The 18,772-nt window shown below is 67.0% G+C and carries 17 protein-coding genes; 10 read left to right on the top strand and 7 right to left on the bottom strand.

The window, feature by feature from the left end; translation table 11 throughout:
* Positions 1–74: 74 nt before the first annotated feature.
* The 7 genes from HZF05_RS04965 to HZF05_RS04995 are packed head-to-tail and all read left to right on the top strand — an operon-like array spanning position 75 to position 8,069.
* On the top strand, positions 75–2,783 hold the full coding sequence (locus HZF05_RS04965; RefSeq protein ID WP_160363278.1) for a bifunctional [glutamine synthetase] adenylyltransferase/[glutamine synthetase]-adenylyl-L-tyrosine phosphorylase: 2,709 nt from the start codon (positions 75–77) through the stop codon (positions 2,781–2,783).
* Positions 2,783–3,259, top strand: a complete 477-nt coding sequence (locus HZF05_RS04970; protein ID WP_425505611.1) for a peroxiredoxin — start codon at positions 2,783–2,785, stop codon at positions 3,257–3,259. Before HZF05_RS04965 ends, HZF05_RS04970 begins: the two co-directional genes overlap by 1 nt.
* A 2-nt stretch (positions 3,260–3,261) precedes the next feature.
* The gene (locus tag HZF05_RS04975) at positions 3,262–4,143 is read left to right on the top strand and encodes a ferritin-like domain-containing protein (protein ID WP_160363719.1); all 882 of its coding nucleotides are present in this window, start codon (positions 3,262–3,264) and stop codon (positions 4,141–4,143) included.
* A 22-nt stretch (positions 4,144–4,165) separates the two neighbouring features.
* The gene (locus tag HZF05_RS04980) at positions 4,166–4,975 is read left to right on the top strand and encodes a M23 family metallopeptidase (RefSeq protein ID WP_160363280.1); all 810 of its coding nucleotides are present in this window, start codon (positions 4,166–4,168) and stop codon (positions 4,973–4,975) included.
* Between the two features lie 31 nt (positions 4,976–5,006).
* Positions 5,007–5,342, top strand: coding sequence for an iron-sulfur cluster insertion protein ErpA (gene erpA / locus HZF05_RS04985; protein ID WP_160363281.1), 336 nt, complete (start codon positions 5,007–5,009; stop codon positions 5,340–5,342).
* Between the two features lie 37 nt (positions 5,343–5,379).
* The gene (gene xth, locus HZF05_RS04990; protein WP_160363282.1) at positions 5,380–6,153 is read left to right on the top strand and encodes an exodeoxyribonuclease III; all 774 of its coding nucleotides are present in this window, start codon (positions 5,380–5,382) and stop codon (positions 6,151–6,153) included.
* Positions 6,154–6,173: 20 nt separating this feature from the next.
* Positions 6,174–8,069 carry a M20/M25/M40 family metallo-hydrolase gene (locus tag HZF05_RS04995; protein ID WP_160363283.1) on the top strand — a complete coding sequence of 632 codons (1,896 nt, stop codon included), beginning with the start codon at positions 6,174–6,176 and terminating at the stop codon, positions 8,067–8,069.
* 7 nt (positions 8,070–8,076) lie between these two features.
* Here HZF05_RS04995 and HZF05_RS05000 read toward each other — a convergent pair whose 3' ends face one another.
* The 4 genes from HZF05_RS05000 to lptF form a co-directional block, all read right to left on the bottom strand.
* Positions 8,077–9,246 carry an N-acetyltransferase gene (locus HZF05_RS05000; RefSeq protein ID WP_160363284.1) on the bottom strand — a complete coding sequence of 390 codons (1,170 nt, stop codon included), beginning with the start codon at positions 9,244–9,246 and terminating at the stop codon, positions 8,077–8,079.
* Between the two features lie 68 nt (positions 9,247–9,314).
* Entirely contained in the window at positions 9,315–10,088 is a 774-nt protein-coding gene (locus HZF05_RS05005) for a sterol desaturase family protein (protein ID WP_425505612.1), read from the bottom strand.
* Positions 10,089–10,286: 198 nt separating this feature from the next.
* Positions 10,287–11,411 (bottom strand): LPS export ABC transporter permease LptG, encoded by a 1,125-nt coding sequence (gene lptG, locus HZF05_RS05010; RefSeq protein WP_160363285.1) that lies wholly within the window; start codon positions 11,409–11,411, stop codon positions 10,287–10,289.
* Positions 11,408–12,619: an LPS export ABC transporter permease LptF gene (gene lptF, locus HZF05_RS05015; protein WP_281367447.1), complete on the bottom strand. Its 1,212-nt coding sequence runs from the start codon at positions 12,617–12,619 to the stop codon at positions 11,408–11,410. The genes lptG and lptF overlap by 4 nt, the downstream gene beginning before the upstream one ends.
* A 129-nt stretch (positions 12,620–12,748) precedes the next feature.
* On the opposite strand from lptF, the gene HZF05_RS05020 reads away from it, so the two are divergent.
* Genes HZF05_RS05020 through HZF05_RS05030 form a run of 3 tightly spaced genes read left to right on the top strand, consistent with a single transcriptional unit; the run spans position 12,749 to position 15,158 of the window.
* A complete protein-coding gene (locus HZF05_RS05020; protein WP_160363286.1) occupies positions 12,749–13,270 on the top strand; it encodes a DUF2141 domain-containing protein in 522 nt (173 codons plus the stop codon).
* Positions 13,270–14,241, top strand: a complete 972-nt coding sequence (locus HZF05_RS05025; RefSeq protein ID WP_160363287.1) for a diacylglycerol/lipid kinase family protein — start codon at positions 13,270–13,272, stop codon at positions 14,239–14,241. The genes HZF05_RS05020 and HZF05_RS05025 overlap by 1 nt, the downstream gene beginning before the upstream one ends.
* A gap of 11 nt (positions 14,242–14,252) precedes the next feature.
* A complete protein-coding gene (locus HZF05_RS05030; protein ID WP_160363288.1) occupies positions 14,253–15,158 on the top strand; it encodes a hypothetical protein in 906 nt (301 codons plus the stop codon).
* Positions 15,159–15,188: 30 nt separating this feature from the next.
* On the opposite strand, the gene HZF05_RS05035 is transcribed toward HZF05_RS05030, so the two are convergent.
* The 3 genes from HZF05_RS05035 to HZF05_RS05045 form a co-directional block, all read right to left on the bottom strand.
* Positions 15,189–17,195, bottom strand: a complete 2,007-nt coding sequence (locus tag HZF05_RS05035) for an ATP-binding protein (RefSeq protein ID WP_160363289.1) — start codon at positions 17,193–17,195, stop codon at positions 15,189–15,191.
* Positions 17,196–17,259: 64 nt separating this feature from the next.
* Positions 17,260–18,525 carry a serine palmitoyltransferase gene (gene spt / locus HZF05_RS05040; protein WP_246331595.1) on the bottom strand — a complete coding sequence of 422 codons (1,266 nt, stop codon included), beginning with the start codon at positions 18,523–18,525 and terminating at the stop codon, positions 17,260–17,262.
* Entirely contained in the window at positions 18,522–18,770 is a 249-nt protein-coding gene (locus HZF05_RS05045) for an acyl carrier protein (RefSeq protein ID WP_160363290.1), read from the bottom strand. The genes spt and HZF05_RS05045 overlap by 4 nt, the downstream gene beginning before the upstream one ends.
* Between the last annotated feature and the right edge of the window lie 2 nt (positions 18,771–18,772).

Raw genomic sequence — 18,772 nt, forward strand, 5'->3', positions numbered from 1 at the left:
GCGTGATCATGAACAGACAACGCGGGACCTTTGCGGGGGTTGCGTTGGATCAGGTTCGGCTGCAACCCGCGAGCATGAGCGGCGAAAATGCCACACGGGTGCAGGAGGCGCTGGCGAGGGCATTGGCGCACGCGCCGTATCTGAGGCGTCTTGCGGGCCGCGAGACCGACGTGCGGATCGCGCTGGAACAGGGGAATCTCCCCGCTGCGCTTGATTCATATGAAAATCCGGGAAGCGACGGCGATTCGCTCGCGTCGCAGTTGCGGAAGAAAAAGAGGCGCTTGGCGCTCGCCTTGGCGGTGGGGGATCTGTCCGGCGTGCTGACCATCGAGGAGGTCACCGGCCACCTCAGCCGTTTCGCCGATCACGCGCTGGGTCTTGCCATCGAAGCGGCGATCCGGGAGCGCACGCCCGATGTCGAACCGCGCGGCTTCGTGGCGCTCGCGCTGGGCAAGCACGGCAGCAGCGAGCTCAATTATTCGTCGGACATCGATCCGATCCTGCTGTTCGATCCCGAGACGCTGCCCCGCCGCGCAAGGGACGAGCCGGTCGAGGCGGCCGCCCGCATCGCGCGGCGCGTGGTCGAACTGCTGCAGGCGGTGGACGGCGACGGCTATGTCTTCCGCGTCGATCTGCGGCTTCGCCCTTCGCCCGAGGCCACGCCGCCGGCGCTGCCGATCTCGGCAGCGCTGACCTATTATGAATCGAGCGCGCTGCCGTGGGAACGTGCCGCCTTCATCCGCGCCCGCGCGGCGGCGGGCGATATCGCGCTCGGGCAGGAGTTCCTGTCGGCGATCCGGCCATTCGTCTGGCGCCGCTCGCTCGATTTCGGCGCGTTGGGCGAGATTCGTGCTCTGACTCGCCGCATCCGCAGCCATTATGAGGGTGGCCAGCGCTTCGGCCCGGGCTACGATCTCAAGCGCGGGCGGGGCGGCATCCGCGAGGTGGAGTTCTTCGCGCAGATCCATCAGCTGATCCACGGCGGTCGCGATCCGTCGCTGCGCGCACCGGCGACGCTCGATGCGCTGAAGGCGTTGGGTCGAGCCGGGCTGGTCGGGGCGGAGGAGGTGACCGCTCTCTCCGAGGCTTATCGTCTCTATCGCAGCGTCGAGCACCGGCTGCAGATGGTGGAGGACCAGCAGACGCACAGTTTGCCGCGCGACGCGGCGGCGCTCGACAATGTCGCTAAGCTGGATGGCCGGACCGATGGTGCCGCCCTGCTCGATGCCCTGCGCCCGCACGTCGAGCGCGTCGGCGCGCGATATGACAGCCTCGATCCGCCAGAGGATCAGGGCTTGCCGCGTGACGAGGCGCCGTTGGAGGCCATGCTGGTGTCAGCCGGCTTCGTCGACGCGAAGGTGGCCGCGCAGCGCGTCGCACAGTGGCGGGGCGGCGGCGTCCGCGCGCTTCGCTCGCCCGCCGCGCAACAGGCTCTGGAAGCGGTGCTGCCCGCACTGGTGGCGGCGCTGGGCCGCGCGCCCGATCCCGCGACGGCGCTCAACCGCTTCGATGCGATGCTCTCGCGCCTGCCGAGTGCGATCAACCTCTTCCGGCTGCTGGAGGCCCGGCCGCCGCTCGCCCGGCTCGTCGGCGACGTGCTGAGCCTGGCCCCGGCGTTGGCCGAGATGCTGAGCCGCCGGGCCGAGCTGATCGATGGCCTGATCGACGCCAGTGCACTGGAGCCGCCGGCCGGGGTCGCCGCGCTCGCATGTCGCTTCGCCCGTCGCGACGACGAGGATTATCAGGCGATGCTCGATCGCGTGCGGCGCGAGGTCAACGAGTTGCGCTTCGCCGAAGGCGTGCAGATCGTTTCGGCCTTCGCCGATCCATTGGAGGTCGCCGCCGGCTATTCGCGTATCGCCGAGGGCGCGTTGCTCGCGCTCGCCGATGCGACCGTGGTGGAATTCGAGAGGGCGCATGGCCGCGTGGCCGGTGGCGAATTGCTGATCCTGGCGCTCGGGCGTTTCGGCGGGGCGGCGCTTACCCACGCATCCGATCTCGATCTTGTCTATCTCTTTACCGGCGATCACCTCGCGGAATCGGACGGGCCGAAGCCGCTCGGCGCCACCCATTATTTCAACCGCCTCGCCCAGCGCGTCACCGCCGCCCTCTCGGTGCCGACAGCCGCCGGGCCACTTTATGAGGTGGACACGCGGCTGCGCCCGTCGGGCGCGCAGGGGCTGCTCGCCGTCAGCCTCGACAGCTTCGCGCGCTATCAGCGCGAGGGGGCGTGGGCCTGGGAGCATATGGCGCTGGCACGCGCCCGGCCGGTTTACGGATCGGCGGAAGGGCGCACGGCGCTGCAGGCGACTATCGAAGAGACGCTGGGGCGCGAGCGCGAAATCGCGACACTCATCACCGATGCGGTCAAGATGCGCGGCGACATGGCCCGCCACAAGCCGCCCGCCGGGCCGCTCGACGTGAAGCTGATCGACGGCGGGCTGGTCGATCTGGAATTTGCCATCCACGTCACGCAACTGGGCAACCGGACCGGCTTCGATCCGCGCCTTCGCGTGGCGCTATCGGCGCTGATCGACGCGGGGCTGCTTCCCGAGGCGCTTCGGCCAGCCTACGAACTGCTCGCTCGCATCCTCGTGACGCTTCGGTTGATCAGCCCCGATGCGCAGGAGCCCGGCCCCGCCGCGCGCGATGCGCTGGTCCGCGCCTGCGGCCTTCCCGACTGGCCGTCTCTGCTTGCGGCGCTCGACGAGGCGCGGCAGAGCGTGCAGCAGGTTTGGGGCGCGATCGTCACGCAGGCAGGACACGCGGCAGGAGAGGCATGATGGCAGAGATCAATCCCGGCGATATGGCACCCGATGCCACGCTGACCACGCCCGAGGGCGGCACGCTGAAGCTGTCGCAGCTGCGGGGCAAGCCGCTGGTCCTCTATTTCTATCCGAAGGACGACACCTCCGGCTGCACGCGCGAGGCACAGGATTTTTCGCGCTTCAAGGGGGCGTTCGACATTGCCGGTGTCGCCATCCTTGGCGTTTCCAAGGATCCACCCGCCAAGCACGTGAAGTTTACCGCCAAATACGATCTCACCATCAGCCTGGCGTCGGACGAGGACGGATCGGTTTGCGTTGCGTTCGGCACCTGGATCGAGAAGAGCCTCTACGGCCGCAAATATATGGGCATCGACCGCGCCACCTTCCTGATCGATGCGGACGGGCGCGTCGCGAAGGTGTGGCGCAAGGTGAAGGTTCCGGGCCATGCCGAGGCGGTGCTGGCGGCGGCCGAGGAACTGGTGCGCGCGTGACGTTGACGGGCAGGGCGGGGGTCGCAGCGGCGCGCTCGATCGCCGAAGCATGTCGCGCCGTCCTGCTCACGACCGAGCCTTACGAGAAGGCCTTTGCCGCGCGAGCGACGGCGCGGGATTGGCGGAACGGCCGGCTGGCGCACGGCTTCGACGTCACGATGCCGGACAATCCGCCGCGCCCCGATCGGCCGGAGCTGCTGCCCCCCAACCGCATGCCCAAGCGCGGGCGCGGCGGGTCGGAGCGGGCGCGCGTCGCCATGCTGCATGCGCTGGCGCACATCGAATATGTCGCGATCGATCTTGCCTTCGATTGCGCCGGGCGGTTCGGCGATGCCATGCCGCCCGCCTTCGTCGACGACTGGCTGGGCGTCGGCGCGGATGAGGCGATGCATTTCGTCCTGCTCGACCGGCGGCTGAGGAGACTCGGCTCCCATTACGGCGCGCTACCGGCGCATTCCGGCCTGTGGGAAGCTGCGGAGAAGACCCGCGACGACCTTGTCGCCCGCCTTGCCGTCGTTCCGATGGCGCTCGAAGCCCGCGGTCTCGACGTCACGCCCGCCATCGTCGAACGTTTTCGAGCAGCCGGCGACGAGCGCTCGGCGCATATCCTCGCCCGCATCTACACAGACGAGATAAGGCACGTTTCGACAGGGACGAAATGGTTCGAATCCTGCTGCACGAGCGAGCGGAAACCGCCGGCCGAACGTTGGCGGAGCCTGATTTCCCGCGACTTCGGTGGAGTCGTTAAGCCACCATTCAACGATTCGGCGCGCGCTCAGGCCGGTCTGACGCTGGACTATTACGGGACTCTTGCGGCGTTAACACCTTCGGGTCAGACATCACCTCGCCGTGAGCGGGAGGGGCAAGTTTCCACGAGCGGCTGACCCAACGATCCACGACCGAAGCATGAGCTTTCGGCCCGTGGGCGCGTGCAAGGTGGACGATATCGTGAGCTTCATTACCCGTCGTCGAGTCAACGCTGCCGAGATCGTTCGGTTTCCTGCCCTGAAGATTTCCGTCGTCGCGCTGCTGGGCCTAAGCGCGCTGGCAGCCGGTCCGGTCGCCGCCGCCGATGCGGCGACCGCCGCGGCTACCGTGGCGACCTCCGGTGCCTTCGACGCCGTATCCACTTCTACCCTCGGCGCCAAGGCGGACCCGATGTTCCGCTCGCTGTTCGACGGCTGGAAGAAGATGGATGCGGTTCCCACCGGCGGCATTCTCGCCGTCCCCTCGCAGAAGCCGGTCAAGGAATTCCGTTACACGTCCGGCTTCGGCGTGCGCGGCAATCCGTTCGGTGGGCGTGGTGGCGAAATGCATCCGGGCATGGACATGGCCGCGCCGACCGGCACGCCGGTCTACGCTACTGCAGACGGCATCGTCAGCCGCGCCGAGCGCACCTATGGGGGTTACGGCAATCTCGTCCAACTCGAACATGGCAAGGGCCTCGAAACCCGCTACGGCCACCTTTCGCAGATCCTCGTGCACGACGGCCAGCGCGTGCACCGCGGCGACCTGATCGCGCTGGTGGGTTCCACCGGTCGCTCGACGGGCAGCCACCTTCACTACGAAGTCCGCATCGACGGCCGGGCCGTCAATCCGATGCCCTTCCTCCAGACCGCCGACTACATGACCGCGCTGCAGAACCGCGCGGTTCCGATCCACGGGGCGACCCCGGTCGCGATGGGCGGCCCCGAGGATCCCGACGCCGCCGATTGATATGCGGCATCCGCGACCCTATCTTCGGGTCATGAGCGACGCCCCCGATATCGAGCTTTCCCCGTCGGCCGCCAAGCGTGTCGCGACCATCGCGGCCAAGCAAGGCAAAGCTGCCATGCTGCGCCTGTCGGTGGATGGCGGCGGCTGCGCGGGCTTCCAATATGTCTTCGGGCTGGCCGACGCGGTCGGCGAGGACGATATCACCGCCGTGCGCGATGGCGTGACTCTGGTGGTTGATTCGGTCAGCCTCGATCTCGTGCGCGGCGCGATGGTCGATTATGTGGAGTCGCTCGGCGGTGCGGCCTTCAAGGTCGAGAATCCGCGGGCGGCCTCCGGTTGCGGTTGCGGGTCCAGCTTTTCGATCTGACTCTTTCGGAGCCGGTCCGGTCCCGTTAAGACGGGGCATGAGGATCGCCACCTACAACGTCAACGGCATCAACGCGCGGCTCCCCCGGCTGCTGGAATATCTCGATGAGGCGCGGCCGGATGTCGTCTGCCTGCAGGAATTGAAGGGCGAAGGGGATCGCATCCCCGCCAGGGATATCGAGGCCGCCGGCTACGGTGCCATCTGGCACGGGCAGAAAGGATTCAACGGCGTTGCCGTCCTCGCGCGGGGGAGGCAGCCGGTCGAGCGCACGGTGGGCCTTCCCGGCGATCCCGAGGACGTGCAGAGCCGTTATGTCGAGGCAGAGGTGGACGGCGTGGTGATCGCGTCCATCTACCTGCCCAACGGCAACCCGCAGCCCGGCCCCAAGTTCGACTACAAGCTCGCCTGGATGACGCGCCTCGCCGCGCATGCGCGATCCCTTCTCGCCGAGGAGGTGCCGGTGGTGCTGGCGGGCGACTACAACGTCATTCCCGCCGACATCGACACCTTCTCCGTCCGCGCCATGCAAGACGATGCGCTGATGCAGCCGGAAAGCCGCGCGGCTTTTCGCAATCTGCTCTTCCAGGGCTGGACCGACGCGATCCGCGCGCGCCACCCGGAGCCCGAGAAGCTATACACCTTCTGGGACTATCAGGCCGGCGCCTGGCAGCGCGACGCGGGCTTCCGGATCGATCACCTGCTGCTCAGCCCACAGGCTGCGGACCGGCTCGTCGACGCCAATGTCGACAAGTCCGTGCGGGGCCGGGAAAAGGCCTCCGACCACGCTCCGACCTGGGTGGACCTGCGCTGACCGCCGCCGCCGATCGCCCCATGGAGGGAACTGCCGCGCGCGACTGGAACGGCGTCGCGCGGATCGTAGCGCTCGCCGTCGCGATCATCCTCGTGCTGTGGATCGGTATTCGCGCGGCCAACCCGCCGGCGGTGGTGCCCACCACTGCGCCCGATATGGCCTTCTCTGCGGAGCGAGCCATGGTCGACGTCCGCACGATCGCGCTCCGGCCGCATCCGACATCGAGCGCCGACATCCTGCGCGTGCGGACCTATCTGACCGATCGCCTTCATGCTCTGGGCCTGCAGACCGAGGAACGGCGCTACATGGTCGATCCGGTCGGTGCCGCCACGCTCAAGCGCTGGGACCCGAAGGCGAATCCGGCGAGCGAGATCGTCGACCTGATCGGCATCCTGCCGGGACGCGACCGGTTGCTGCCTGCCGTGACGCTGATGGCGCACATGGACACCGTGTGGGGCTCGCCGGGCGGCGGGGACGACACCATCGGCCTCGCTTCCACGCTGGAAGTACTCCGTGCGATCAGGGCGCGCGGCATGCCGGAGCGCGACATCGTCGTGCTGTTCACCGATGGCGAGGAGATCGGCCTGTCAGGTGCCAAGGCCTTCTGGCCGACCGACGGGCTGGCCGATCATATCGGCGCGGTGGTGAATCTGGAGGCGCGGGGCGCCGGCGGTCGCGCGACCATGTTCGAGACGGGCGATCTCAACGGCGACATGATCCGCCTGATGGCGTCGAGCGTGCGGCATCCGGTGGCCAACTCGATGTCGGTGATGGCCTATCGACTGATGCCCAACAGCACCGATTTCACGGTCACGCGTGACAAGGGGCTGCCTGGTTTCAACTTCGCGATCATGGGGCGGGCGGAATATTACCATTCGCCGCGCGCCACTGCCGATCGGCTCGACCCGCGATCGCTGCAGGACATGGGCGGTCAGGTGCTCGATCTGGTTTCCGCGCTCGCCAACGCCAAGGCGCTGCCGCAGGATGCCGAGGATGCGGTCTTCTTCGATGTCGCCGGCCACGGGCTGATCGTCTATCCGGCCGGAACGGGATGGCTTGTGCTGCTGATCGCGGCGGCCGGGCTTGGGGCGGCCTGGGTCGGCGCCGCGCGATCGAAGCTGGTTCGGCCGGCCGGCGTGGGGACGGGCCTGCTCGGAATGCTGTGGCTGGCGGCGCACGGGTTGCTGCTGATCGTCGTGCTGAACCTCGTTTCGGGCAGCGCGCATCCGAACTACTATGACCGCTTGGCCGCCCTACCGCGCCTCGAAGCGCTGGCGCTGCTGGCGAGTCTCGCGGTGTTGGCTGGCTGGCTGGGGTGGCGAAGGCTTCCCCGGCGTGTTCTCGGTCTGATGCCGGGCGCCGTGCTGGGCTTGCTGGGCCTCGTCCTGGGCGGGCCGTTCGTGCTGATTCTCTTCGCCGCACTGATTGCCATGGTCTCGGGCTGGTTCGCGCCGGCGGACGGTGTGACCAGCTGGAATGGCTGGATCGCGGCCATCGGCCTGCTGCTGTCGGTAGCCGTGATCGTGCAGGCGACGGCGCCGATGGCGGCGTGGATCTTCGCCTGGCCTGTCATGGTGCTCGCCATCGCGGCCGCCATCGTCGCCTGGTCCGATGCGGCATTCGCCAGGCCGTGGAGCTGGGCGGTCGCGGGCCTCGCCATGGTCGTCACCGTTGCGCCGCTGGTGCCGCTGGCGCATCTCGCCTTCCTCGGCATCGGCGGGCCGTTGCCGGAGGCGATGCTGGCCTTCCTGCTGCTCCTCGCCGCCGCCGTCTGGCCGCTCGGCCGGATCGAGAGACCGGATCGGCGCGTGTTGCTGGCGGCGGGCGCGCTGCTGGTCGCCGCGCTGGCGATCGCGGTGCAGGTGCGCACCGATCCCATCGCCGAGACGATTCCCGCCTATAGCCTCGACAAATAATGGCCGATCACAGCGCCTTGCCGTAGATTCGATAGACCTTGTTGATGTGGCTTTCGATCGCGTCGGCGATCGAAACCATCCCCTGATTGTCCTCCAGAATCCAACCTATCTCGCCGCGCGAGGCGCCGAACAGCTCGACCGAATCCTTGCGGATATACTCGATCATCATGAAGGCAAGCTGGGAGGCCAGGCGGGTCGCCTGCAGCTTCTTCTTCACGCCCATCAGCGGCACGCGCATCGTGCGGACCTTGGGCTTGCCCGAGAAGCCGCCGTTGAGGCGCCAGAGCAGCTTCACCACGCCGAACGGGAAGAGATTGCCGTTCAGGTCCTTCTGCATCTCGTTGAGGTCCGGCCAGGTCATCATGAAGGCGACCGGCTCGCCCTCAACCTCGGCGATGCGGATCAGCTCGTTGAAGACGATGGGCTTCAGCTTCTTGCCGACATAATTGATCTCGGCGTCGGTGATCGGGAGGAAACCCCAGTTATCCGACCAGGCATCGTTCAGGATGGAGAGGATCAGCTCCGCCTCCTGCTTGAACTTGGACTTGTCGACCTTGCGGATGGTGATGCGCGGGTTGCGCTCGCCCGACGACACGATCCGCTGGATCAGCGGCGGGAACGGCTTGGTGATATCGAGCTCGTAGGTGTTGAGATCCTTGATGCCCGCATAGCCGGCCGCCTCTATCCACGCCTCGTACTTCGGACTGTGATGGCCCATCATCACCGTGGGCGAATGGTCGTGGCCCTTGATCAGCAGGCCGGGCTCGTCCCAGATCGAGATCGAGATCGGGCCGACCGCCTTGGTCATGCCTTCCTTGCGCAGCCAGTCCTCGGCGTGGCCGATCAGGACGTTGGCGACCTCCTGGTCGACCGCCTCGAACAGGCCCCAATTGCCGATGTCGCGGCCGCCGCCCTGTTCGGCGGGCATGTCGAGCCAGAGATGGTCGATATGGGCGGAGATGCGGCCGACGTCCCTGCCATCGCGCACCGCGATGAACAGGTCGCCATGGCCATGCTCGAACCACGGATTCTTGCCCGGGGTGAGCAGCTCCAGCGCGTCCATCTTGAGCGGCGGGACCCAGGCCGGATCGGCCTTGTTCAGCGCGAACTGGACCTCGACGAAGCGCTTCTTGTCCGCAACCGTCTTGACGTGGAAAATCTCGATCGCGCCCGCCATTGCCCTGTCCTTGTCCGTGACGGGGCCGCCTTAGGCGAAAGGGCCGGCGCGATGTAGTTATTTATTCGTCATTTGGCCTTGTTGCGGGCGCGGAATTCGGCGGTGGCGATCACGCCGCCGGAGAGATCGCGGACCTTGGGGTGCACGTCCGCCGCCGCGTCGTCATAGCCGAGGTTGAACACGGTCGCGCTCTTCGGGCGAGCCGAGGCGCCGGCATAATGGGTGCCGCCCAGATGATCCCACCAGAAGTTGGTGATGCCGAAATTGCCGGTCTCGTCGTGGAAATGATGCTCCATGTGGCGGCGCTTGATCGTCGCCAGCCAGCGGTTCTTCGGCTGGTAGGAGAGGTGCTGGATGCAGTGGAAGAACTCGTTGACGCAGGTCTGGATCATGCCCGTGGCGAATGCCGCAGCCGCGCCACCGACGCCGCCGATCATGTAGCCGACCGGGATGGTCGCGATCGCTACGGTCGGCACGACATTGCCCGGCGAGCCGAACAGCACCTCAAGGTGGTTCGGGTCCTGATGGTGATCGAAATGGATGCGCTTCCAGGTGGCGGCGAGCCAGCTCACCTTCCACATCCAGCGCGAGTGCAGCACCCAGCGATGCAGGCCGTACCACACGATCGGGAAGAGCAGCACCGCCACCGCGATCGCCAGCAGCGAGCGGCCGATCGGCGCCGGCTGGTAGAACCACGTCCCGATCCCCGCCGCGGCGAGGCCGAGATACAGGATGATCGCCGGATATTGCAGGTAGGCGACGACCAGCTCGCGGAAGGTCATCCGGTCGAGATGGTGCGACTGCGTCCAGAAGCCCTTGCGGCGGATGGCGGTGGTATTCACTGAGCTAATCGTCCTCGTGCGGCGTCAAACGACCCCAACTCCCATCCGTCCCTTGCCGTCGCAATGCGGCGCGAATGGGGCGCGAAGTTGACAAAGTTGACCGCTGTCACGCGCAAAAGAAGACATTCCTACACCACCGGGAAGCGGTCGATCGCATGCAGGCGGTGCTGACAGACGAAATCCTATTAGGGAAGCAGGTTATTCCTCGGTGCGGATCAGCACCGTCTCCCCGATCAGCAGGAACAGCAGGAACGGCGCCCAGGCGGCGAGGAAGGGCGGATAGGCACCGAGATTGCCCATCGCGACCGCGAAATTGTCCGAGACGAAATAGGCGAAGCCCAGCCCCATGCCGATCACGATACGCAGGAACAACGCCCCCGACCGCGCGAGGCCGAAGGCGGAGACGCCCGCCAGGATCGGCATCAGGATCGAGGAGAGCGGGCCGGAGATCTTGTGCCACCAGCCCGTCTCCAGCGGCCCGGTCGGCCGCCCGGCGACCTTGAGATCGTCGACCACCGAGGCGAGGTCCATCAGCGATCGCTCGTCGGCACTGACGTCCGCCAGCGTGAACTGGTCTGGCGTGATGTGCTGGCCGAAATCGTAGCGCGCCATCTTCAGCTCGGTGCCCGACACGACGTCGAACATCGTGACATCAGGCGCGGTCCAGCCGTTGATCGTGCCCATCGGGCCGGGCTTGGGCCGGGCGGAAGGGGCATTGAAGATGTGATGGAGCTCCCCGCCGTCACGATCGTAAACCGTCACACCGGTCAGGCGCACGGCCGCGCCCTTACCCGTCACCTGCGCGGCGTGAACGATGTCGTCGCCATCGCGCACCCAGACGTTGCCGCTGCTGTTGCTGCTCTTCGGGATGGGGCCGTAATTCACGTCCTGCCAGGCATCGAGCGTCGCGCTGGCGCGCGTCACGATCCGCTCGTTGAAGGTGAAGGCCAATGCCGCGATGCCGATGCTCGCCAGCACCAGCGGAGCGAGAATCTGATGGGCGGAGACGCCGCCCGCCTTCATCGCGATGACCTCCGAATTCTGGTTCATCGAGGCGAGCGTGATCAGGGTGCCGAGCAGCACCGAGAAGGGCAGGAAGAAGGCGACGATCTGCGGCAGGCGCAGCGCGACATAATGCCACAGCTGCGCCTCGCCATTACCGGTGACGGCGAGGATGTCGCCGGATTCGCCGAGCAGATCGAGCGTCTGCATGATCACCACCAGCGCCACCAGCACGGCGGCGGTGCGCGTCAGGAAGGTGCGCGCCATGTACATGAACAGCGTGCGCGACGGGAAGAACTGAAATTCGGGCGCCAGCCTCATGCCCGTGCTCCCTGCCGGCGGGCGGGCCGGAACCAGCGGCCGATATTGGCGGCGAGCTTTTCGAATCCGCGTTCCAGCGCGCCGATCGGCTGGCCGCCCGGCTTGTGGGCGAGCGTGTGGTACATCCACCAGATCAGCGCCGAGAAGAACAGGAACGGCACCCACAGCGCGATGATCGGGTTGATCTTGCCCAGTGCTGCCACGGCGGACGCATATTCGTTGATCTTGTGATAGGTCACGATCATCACGATCGACAGGAACACGCCGAGCGCGGAGGACGATCGCTTGGGTGGCACCGCGAGCGCTACCGAGAGCAGCGGCATCAGGAACATGATCGCCACCTCCACCAGTCGGAAGTGGAACTCGGCGCGGCTCTGCAGCCGCTCCTTGAGCGGTGTATTCGCGGAGTGGCCGACCCGGACCAGCTCGGGCACGGTCAGCTCCTCGTTGGCGGTGCCGCCGCGCCGGCGGAAATCCTCGACCTTGGGCAGTGCGATCGGCAGATCGTGGCTGGTGAAGCTGAGCACGCGCGGGGTCTTGAAGCTGGGCGCGTTGTTGACGAGCACGCCATTGTGCAGACGGAAGATGATCGTGTCGGGATCGTCGGTGGCGAAGAAACTGCCGCTCTCGGCGGTGACGGCGTAGGTCTTGCCGTCGCTGCCCTCGGCATGGACGAACACGCCCGAGAGATCGCGGCCGCCGTTTGCGCTCCGCTCGATCCTCAGCGTGTCCTTCTTGCCGAGCTTGGTGAACTCGCCGACCTTGATCGAGGCGCCGAGCGCGCCGGACCGCAGCTCGTAGCGCAGGCCTTCATAGGCATAATGGGAATAGGGCTGGACGAAGCCGACGATCAGCAGGTTCACGAGAGCCAGACCCACCGCGTACATATACGGCACGCGTAGCAGCCGCCCGTAGCTCCAGCCCAGCGCACGCAGCACGTCCAGCTCTGACGACAGGGCGAGGCGGCGAAACGCGAACAGTGTCCCCAGCATCAGCCCGATCGGCACGCCCAGCGACATATATTCGGGGATGGTGTTGGCCAGCATCCGCCACACCACGCCGACCGGTCCGCCCTCCCGGATCACGAAGTCGAACAGGCGCCGCATCTTGTCGAGCAGCAGCAGCATCGCCGCCAAGATCAGCGTCGAGGCGAGCGGCGTTGCCATCAATCTGGCTATGTATCGATCGATCCGCGTCAGAAATGGCAAGGTTTGGACGCCTCACGACCCTTTTTCGGCCGCAATTGCGCCCGATCTAGCACCTGTGGATGGATGGCGGGATCGATGATTCCGCACACCCTGAAGCACGAGCCTATAGCTTCCGGAGGTTGGAAGGTCATGCCCAAAAAGCGGTTCCTGTCAGCGACCCTCGCGCTTGGCGCGTTGGCGGCGCTGCCGGCCGTGGGGCATGCCGCGCCGATCGGCCCGTTCGCCAACGCCTGCCAGGCGGGAAGTGCTGCGATGCTGGTGCACGTCACCGGCTTCAAGCAGCGCACCGGCGTGCTGCGCGTGCAGTCCTACGGTGGCGATCCCGGCCACTATTTCGACAAGGGCACTTATCTGAAGCGCATCGAGGTGCAGGTGCCCTCGGCCGGGGCCGCCGACGTGTGCGTGCCGGTGCCGGGGCCGGGGCGTTACGCGATCTCGGTGCGCCACGACGTCAACGGTTCGGGCAAGACAGACCGGTCGGACGGCGGCGGCATGTCGGGCAACCCGCACCTCTCGCTCATCGACCTGATGTTCAAGCGGAAGCCGTCGCCCGAGCAGGTGGCGGTGGAGGTGCCGCATGGCGTGCGCGTCGTGCCGGTGGTGCTCAACTATCTGCAGGGCGGTTCCTTCGCCCCCGTGACGGCGGGCTGATGGCCCGCGTCGCGCTCCTGTCGAATCCGCGTTCGACGGGCAACCGCTCGCTGCTGCCCCGCATCCGCGCCTTCTGCGCCGAGCATCGCGACGTCTTCCATTACGAGGTGGAGAGCGTCGACCAGATCGGCGACGCGCTGCGCACCATCGCTCGGGTGCGGCCGAAGATACTCGTCCTCAACGGCGGCGACGGCACCGTGCAGGCGACGCTGACCGAGCTCTATCATGGCGAGCATTTCGGCGTGACGCCGCCGCCGGTGGCGGTGCTGCCCAACGGCAAGACCAACCTGATCGCACTCGATTTGGGGGCGGTGGGCGATCCGCTCGCCGCACTCCAGCGCATCATCGACATCGCGCGCGACGACATGGCGCCGCACATCGTGGCGCGCGAGCTGATCGCGCTCAGCCATGGCGAGGCGAACGACCGGCCGGTGCTGGGCATGTTCCTCGGCGGGGCGGGACTGGCCGATTCGATGCTCTATTGCCGCAACAAGATCTATCCGCTCGGCCTGCCCAACTCGATCAGCCATGCGCTGACCGCGCTGGCGCTGCTGGTGACGATGATCTTCGGCGTCCGTGCGCGCTTCCTGCCGCCGAGCCCCAGGCCGGTGTCGGTGTCGGTGCTCAGGCAGGGCGTGCTGACCGGCACCTTCGCGGTGATGATCGTCACCACGCTGCACAAGCTGGTGCTCGGCTGGCGACAGGCGCAGACCGACAAGTCCGGCGCGCTCCAGCTGATGATGGTGGAGCAGAAGCCGGGCTCGTTGGTGGGTGCCACCATCGCCAGCATCTTCGGACGGCTTGGCCGGCAGAGCATGGCGGGCGTGCATATCGAGCGCGGCGACGAGATCCGCATCGAGGGTGAGCGCTCCAGCGTGATCCTCGACGGCGAGCTGTTCGAGGCGAAGGCGGGCTTCCCGATCGTGCTGACGCCGACCGCGCCCGTGCCCTTCCTGAGCCTTGCCGCCTGAGGGCGGGGACGATGTCCGAGAGCCTGCACGATCTCGTCGCGGCCGAGCTGGCCGAGCCGGTGGACCAGCGCGCGATCAACCTCGCGACGGCGGTGGCGGCGCGCTATCCCGGTGCGGCGCGAGCGGTGCTGTTCTATGGCTCCTGCCTGCGCGAGAAGCAGCTCGATGGGCTGATGCTCGATTTCTACCTGATCGTCTCGGACTATCGGGCGGCCTACGGCGAAAGCTGGCTGGCGACCGCCAATCGGCTGGTCCCGCCCAACGTCTTCCCGTTCGAGGCGGACGGACTGACCTGCAAATATGCGGTGCTGAGCGAGGCGGATTTCGCGCGGCTGTGTTCGAGGTCGGCTCCCGATCCGTCGGTCTGGGCGCGTTTCGCGCAGCCGTCCCGGCTCGTATGGGCTGCGGACGAAATGGCGCGAGAGAGGGCGATAGCATCCATCGCGCGCGCCGCACCGGCCCTGATCGCGCTGACCGAGCCGACCATGGACCCGAATGCGCATCGCGACCCGCTGGACGTCTGGCGCGCCGGTTTCGTGCTGACATACGGCGCCGAGCTGCGCGCCGAGCGGGCGGCCCGGCCGGGCGCGATCGTCGATGCGGACCCCGAACGCTATCGCCGCTTCGGCGGAGCGGCCCGCGCGATAGTCGGTCTTTCGGTTGTGCCAAATACCGAGGGGACTCGCGCCGGTTCGCGGACGGCTTGGCGGCGGATGCAGCGGCGCGGCAAGCGGACGGTGGTGCTCCGCCTGCTCAAGGCAAGCGCGACCTTCGCGGGCGGGATCGATTATCTCGCCTGGAAGATCAATCGCCATGCCGGCACGCAGATAACGATCAGACCCTGGCAACGCCGCTGGCCGATCCTCGGCGCGATCACGCTGCTGCCGAGGCTGCTGGCGAAGGGCGCGGTGCGGTGAGCTTCTCCCCACCCTTGGAGGGAGGGGGAATTACGCTGCGTGCGCCGGCCTCGCACGGTGCAGCGCATCGGTCACGGCGCGTTCCAGCGCGGAGACGGTAAACGGCTTGCGCAGCACCGCCTCGCCCTCCAGTTCGCCGCCTTCGCCCGCCTCGCCGGCATAGCCAGTCACGTAAAGGATGCCGACGTGCGGGAAGCGCTGGCGGACCTGAGCGCCGAGCTCAGGGCCGGTCATGCCCGGCATCACCACGTCGGTGATCATCAGATGGATGTCGTCATGGCCCTCGAGCAGCGCCAGCGCCTCTTCGCCGCTCGCGCAAGCGAGGGGACGGTAGCCCAGCTCGGTGATCGCCGAGGTCGTGGCGATCCGGACGCGTGGATCGTCCTCGACGATCAGCACCGGCTCGCCGGTGAGCGCCGCCGGAACCGGATCGGACGGCACCTGGCGCAGCTGCGGAGGCGCGATATTGATGGTATCGGACGGTGCGCTCTTCGTTCCGCGCGGCAGGTAGAGCGACACGGTGGTGCCTTCGCCCGGCGCCGAGCGGATCGCGATGTCGCCCCCCGACTGGCGGACGAAACCGAATATCTGGCTCATGCCGAGGCCGGTGCCCTTGCCGACCTCCTTGGTGGTGAAAAACGGCTCGAACACACGCTCCAGCACTTCGGGCGACATCCCGCAGCCGGTATCGGTGACGGCAACGCGGACATGGTCGCCGGCCTTGGCCTCGCCGACCTCGCCCTCCGCCAGGGTGACGTTGTCGACCGCGATCTCCAGACGTCCCGCGCCGTTCATCGCATCGCGCGCATTGACGGCAAGGTTGAGGATGGCGTTTTCCAGCTGCAGCGGGTCGACCCAGATCGGCCACGCACCGGGCGAGAGCCGGGTCGCCACCATCACCCGCTCGCCGAGGGTACGGTCGATCAGGTCGGACATGCCGTCGATCAGCTTGGCGGGATCTATCGCCTCGGGCAGCAGCGGCTCGGCGCGTGCGAAGCCGAGCAGGCGGCGGGTCAGCGCCGCGGCGCGGTTGGCGCCTTCCATGGCGTTGTCGATATGGCGGCCGACCTCGTCCGCCTCGACCTGCAGGCGGCGGCGCGCGAGATCGAGGCCGCCGACGACGACAGCCAGCATGTTGTTGAAATCGTGCGCGATGCCGCCGGTGAGCTGGCCGACCGCCTCCATCTTCTGCATCTGCCTGAGCCGCGCCTCCGCCGCCTCGCGCTCGGCCATCTCGCGGTTGAGCATGGCGTTGGATTCGGAAAGCTCGCGGGTCCGCTCGGCCACCGCCTGCTCAAGCCAGACGTTGCGATATTCGGCTTCCTCGGTCTCGCGCTGGGCGCTGCGCCGGGTGATCAGCGCCAGCCAGGCCAGCCAGGCCAGCACGATCCCGCCCGCAACCAACAACAGGCCGGTCAGCGACAGCAGTTTCACGACATGGTTGGATTCGCTGGCCGCCGCGTCCGACTGATCGAAGCGGTTCTGGAGCTTGTCGCTCTCATGATCCTGGATGGCGGTCAGCGTCTTGTCGATCTGGCCGATCAGCTTGGAATGTCCGGCATTGTTGAACAGCAGCAGCGCCGGCCAGCCTTGTTTGTAGTAGGCGCGCTGCGCGGTCAGCCCGAGTTCCTCTCCGCGCGCATTATAGAGGTCGCGCAGCTGGTGGACGAGCTGCACCTCTGTCGGGTCCTTGCCGACGAGGCTTTCGAGCTGGGTGATCTGTGCGCCGGCGTCCGTCCAGGCGTTGTAGTAGCTGGTGCCCATGCCGCGATCGGCGCTGGTGGCGAACCTCCCCAGCGAGGCTTCCGCCTTGGCCATCGAGGTGCCGACGGTGCGCGTCACCAGCATCACGTCATAGCTGTGCCGCTCCAGCTCCAGCGCGCGATCGCGCTGACGGTTGGCGGCCGACGCCTGCACGATCAGCAGCACGACGACGGAGGCCGCGACCAGCGCGCCGATCAACACGCCGAGGTTCAGCGGCGACAGCCAGCGGCGCGCGGCGCGCTCCTGTTCGGTCGGGTCGGCCCCCATGCTCATGGTTGCCGATTCTATGCCGAAACTGGTTACCGAAACAGTAACAAAGGATGAGAAAGCGTAACGATCAGCTCGGAATGCAGCCCACGTGTCGGCCCGCCTTCGCAAACATCTCGATGATCTCCGCCACCTGCTCGTCGCGATGCTCGGCGCAGAGCGAGCAGCGCAGCAGGAAGGTGCCGGCGGGCGTCGCCGGCGGCCGCGCCATGTTCACGTAGAGGCCGAGATCCAGTAGCGACTGCCACATGCCGACCGCCTGCTCCTGATCGGGCAGGATGACGGCGATGATCGCCGACTGAGCATCCTCGGTGCCCAGCTTGAAGCCGAGATCCTTCAGGCCCTTGTGGAGCCGACGGCTGTTGTCCCACAGCTTGCCGCGCTTGTTCCCCGCGTGCATCAGCTTGCGGATCGAGGTAGCGGCCGTCGCCACGACGCTCGGCGGCAGCGATGCGGTGAAGACGTAGGGGCGACAGACCAGCCGCAGCACCTCGAACTTCGGGTGGTTGGACACGCAGAAGCCGCCCACCGTGCCGACCGACTTCGAGAAGGTGCCGACCACGAAGTCGATATCGTCCTCGCAGCCGAGCTGCTCGTACACGCCGCGGCCATGCTCGCCGAAGAAGCCCATGCCGTGGGCCTCGTCGCACAGGATCATGGCGCCGTGCTTCTTCGCCACTGCGACCATTTCGGGCAGCGGGGCGATGTCGCCGAACATCGAATAGACGCCTTCCAGCACCACCAGCTTGCCGGCCTCCTTGGGCAGGCGGCCGAGGCGCTTGTCGAGATCCTCGACGCTGTTGTGGCGGAAGCGGACGATCTCGGCATTGCCCAGCCAGCAGCCGTCGTAGATCGATGCGTGGCTGTCGGCATCGAGGATGATGTAGTCGCCCTTGCCGGCGAGCGTGGAGATGATGCCGAGATTGGCCTGGTAACCGGTCGAGAACACCATCGCCGACGAGGTGCCGTAAAACTCCTTCAGCGCCTCCTCGACATCCTTGTGGGGCGAGTAGGTGCCGTTGAGCACACGGCTGCCCGTGGTGCCCGATCCGAAATCGGTCAGCGCCTGGCGCCCGGCCTCGACCACGTCGGGATCGAAGGTCATGCCCATGTAATTGTAGGTGCCGAGCAGGATGGTCGGCTTGCCGTTGATGATCGCCTCGGTGGGCGAGAGCACCTTTTCCATCACGATCGCGAACGGGTCTCGCACGCCGGTGGCGAGCAGCGCTTCGCGCTCGGCGATCAGCGGATCGAACTTGGAAAGGAGATCTGCCGTGTGGGCGCCGGTCAGCGCGTCGACCGGCTTGTCCTCGGGGATGGTGCCGGCGTCGGTCATGCCTTGTCCCGAAGCTTTTCGACCGCGTCGATCAGCTGGCCGACCGTCTCGATCTCGGCCTGCATGTTCATCGTGATGATGATGTCGAACTCGTCCTCGATCGCCGCGACGAAATCCATCACGGTCAGGCTGTCCCATTCGAGATCCTGGGCGAAGCGGGTGGCCTCGGTGAGAGCGACGCCCTTCTTGTTGAAGGGATCGATCAGTTCCTTGACCTTGGCGAAGGTCTCGTCGCGCGTTGTCATGG

The organism is Sphingomonas chungangi (genome assembly GCF_013778325.1).
Classification (GTDB): domain Bacteria; phylum Pseudomonadota; class Alphaproteobacteria; order Sphingomonadales; family Sphingomonadaceae; genus Solisphingomonas; species Solisphingomonas chungangi.

Excerpts from the sequence above, each read along its gene's own strand:
- HZF05_RS04980 (WP_160363280.1), top strand. The coding sequence starts at position 4,166 with ATGAGCTTTCGGCCCGTGGGCGCGTGCAAGGTGGACGATATCGTGAGC.
- HZF05_RS05020 (WP_160363286.1), top strand. The coding sequence starts at position 12,749 with ATGCCCAAAAAGCGGTTCCTGTCAGCGACCCTCGCGCTTGGCGCGTTG.
- HZF05_RS05025 (WP_160363287.1), top strand. The coding sequence starts at position 13,270 with ATGGCCCGCGTCGCGCTCCTGTCGAATCCGCGTTCGACGGGCAACCGC.
- xth (WP_160363282.1), top strand. The coding sequence starts at position 5,380 with ATGAGGATCGCCACCTACAACGTCAACGGCATCAACGCGCGGCTCCCC.
- lptG (WP_160363285.1), bottom strand. The coding sequence starts at position 11,411 with ATGAGGCTGGCGCCCGAATTTCAGTTCTTCCCGTCGCGCACGCTGTTC.
- HZF05_RS04965 (WP_160363278.1), top strand. The coding sequence starts at position 75 with ATGAGCGGCGAAAATGCCACACGGGTGCAGGAGGCGCTGGCGAGGGCA.
- erpA (WP_160363281.1), top strand. The coding sequence starts at position 5,007 with ATGAGCGACGCCCCCGATATCGAGCTTTCCCCGTCGGCCGCCAAGCGT.
- spt (WP_246331595.1), bottom strand. The coding sequence starts at position 18,525 with ATGACCGACGCCGGCACCATCCCCGAGGACAAGCCGGTCGACGCGCTG.
- HZF05_RS04970 (WP_425505611.1), top strand. The coding sequence starts at position 2,783 with ATGGCAGAGATCAATCCCGGCGATATGGCACCCGATGCCACGCTGACC.
- HZF05_RS05000 (WP_160363284.1), bottom strand. The coding sequence starts at position 9,246 with ATGGCGGGCGCGATCGAGATTTTCCACGTCAAGACGGTTGCGGACAAG.
- HZF05_RS05035 (WP_160363289.1), bottom strand. The coding sequence starts at position 17,195 with ATGAGCATGGGGGCCGACCCGACCGAACAGGAGCGCGCCGCGCGCCGC.
- HZF05_RS05045 (WP_160363290.1), bottom strand. The coding sequence starts at position 18,770 with ATGACAACGCGCGACGAGACCTTCGCCAAGGTCAAGGAACTGATCGAT.
- HZF05_RS04995 (WP_160363283.1), top strand. The coding sequence starts at position 6,174 with ATGGAGGGAACTGCCGCGCGCGACTGGAACGGCGTCGCGCGGATCGTA.
- HZF05_RS05030 (WP_160363288.1), top strand. The coding sequence starts at position 14,253 with ATGTCCGAGAGCCTGCACGATCTCGTCGCGGCCGAGCTGGCCGAGCCG.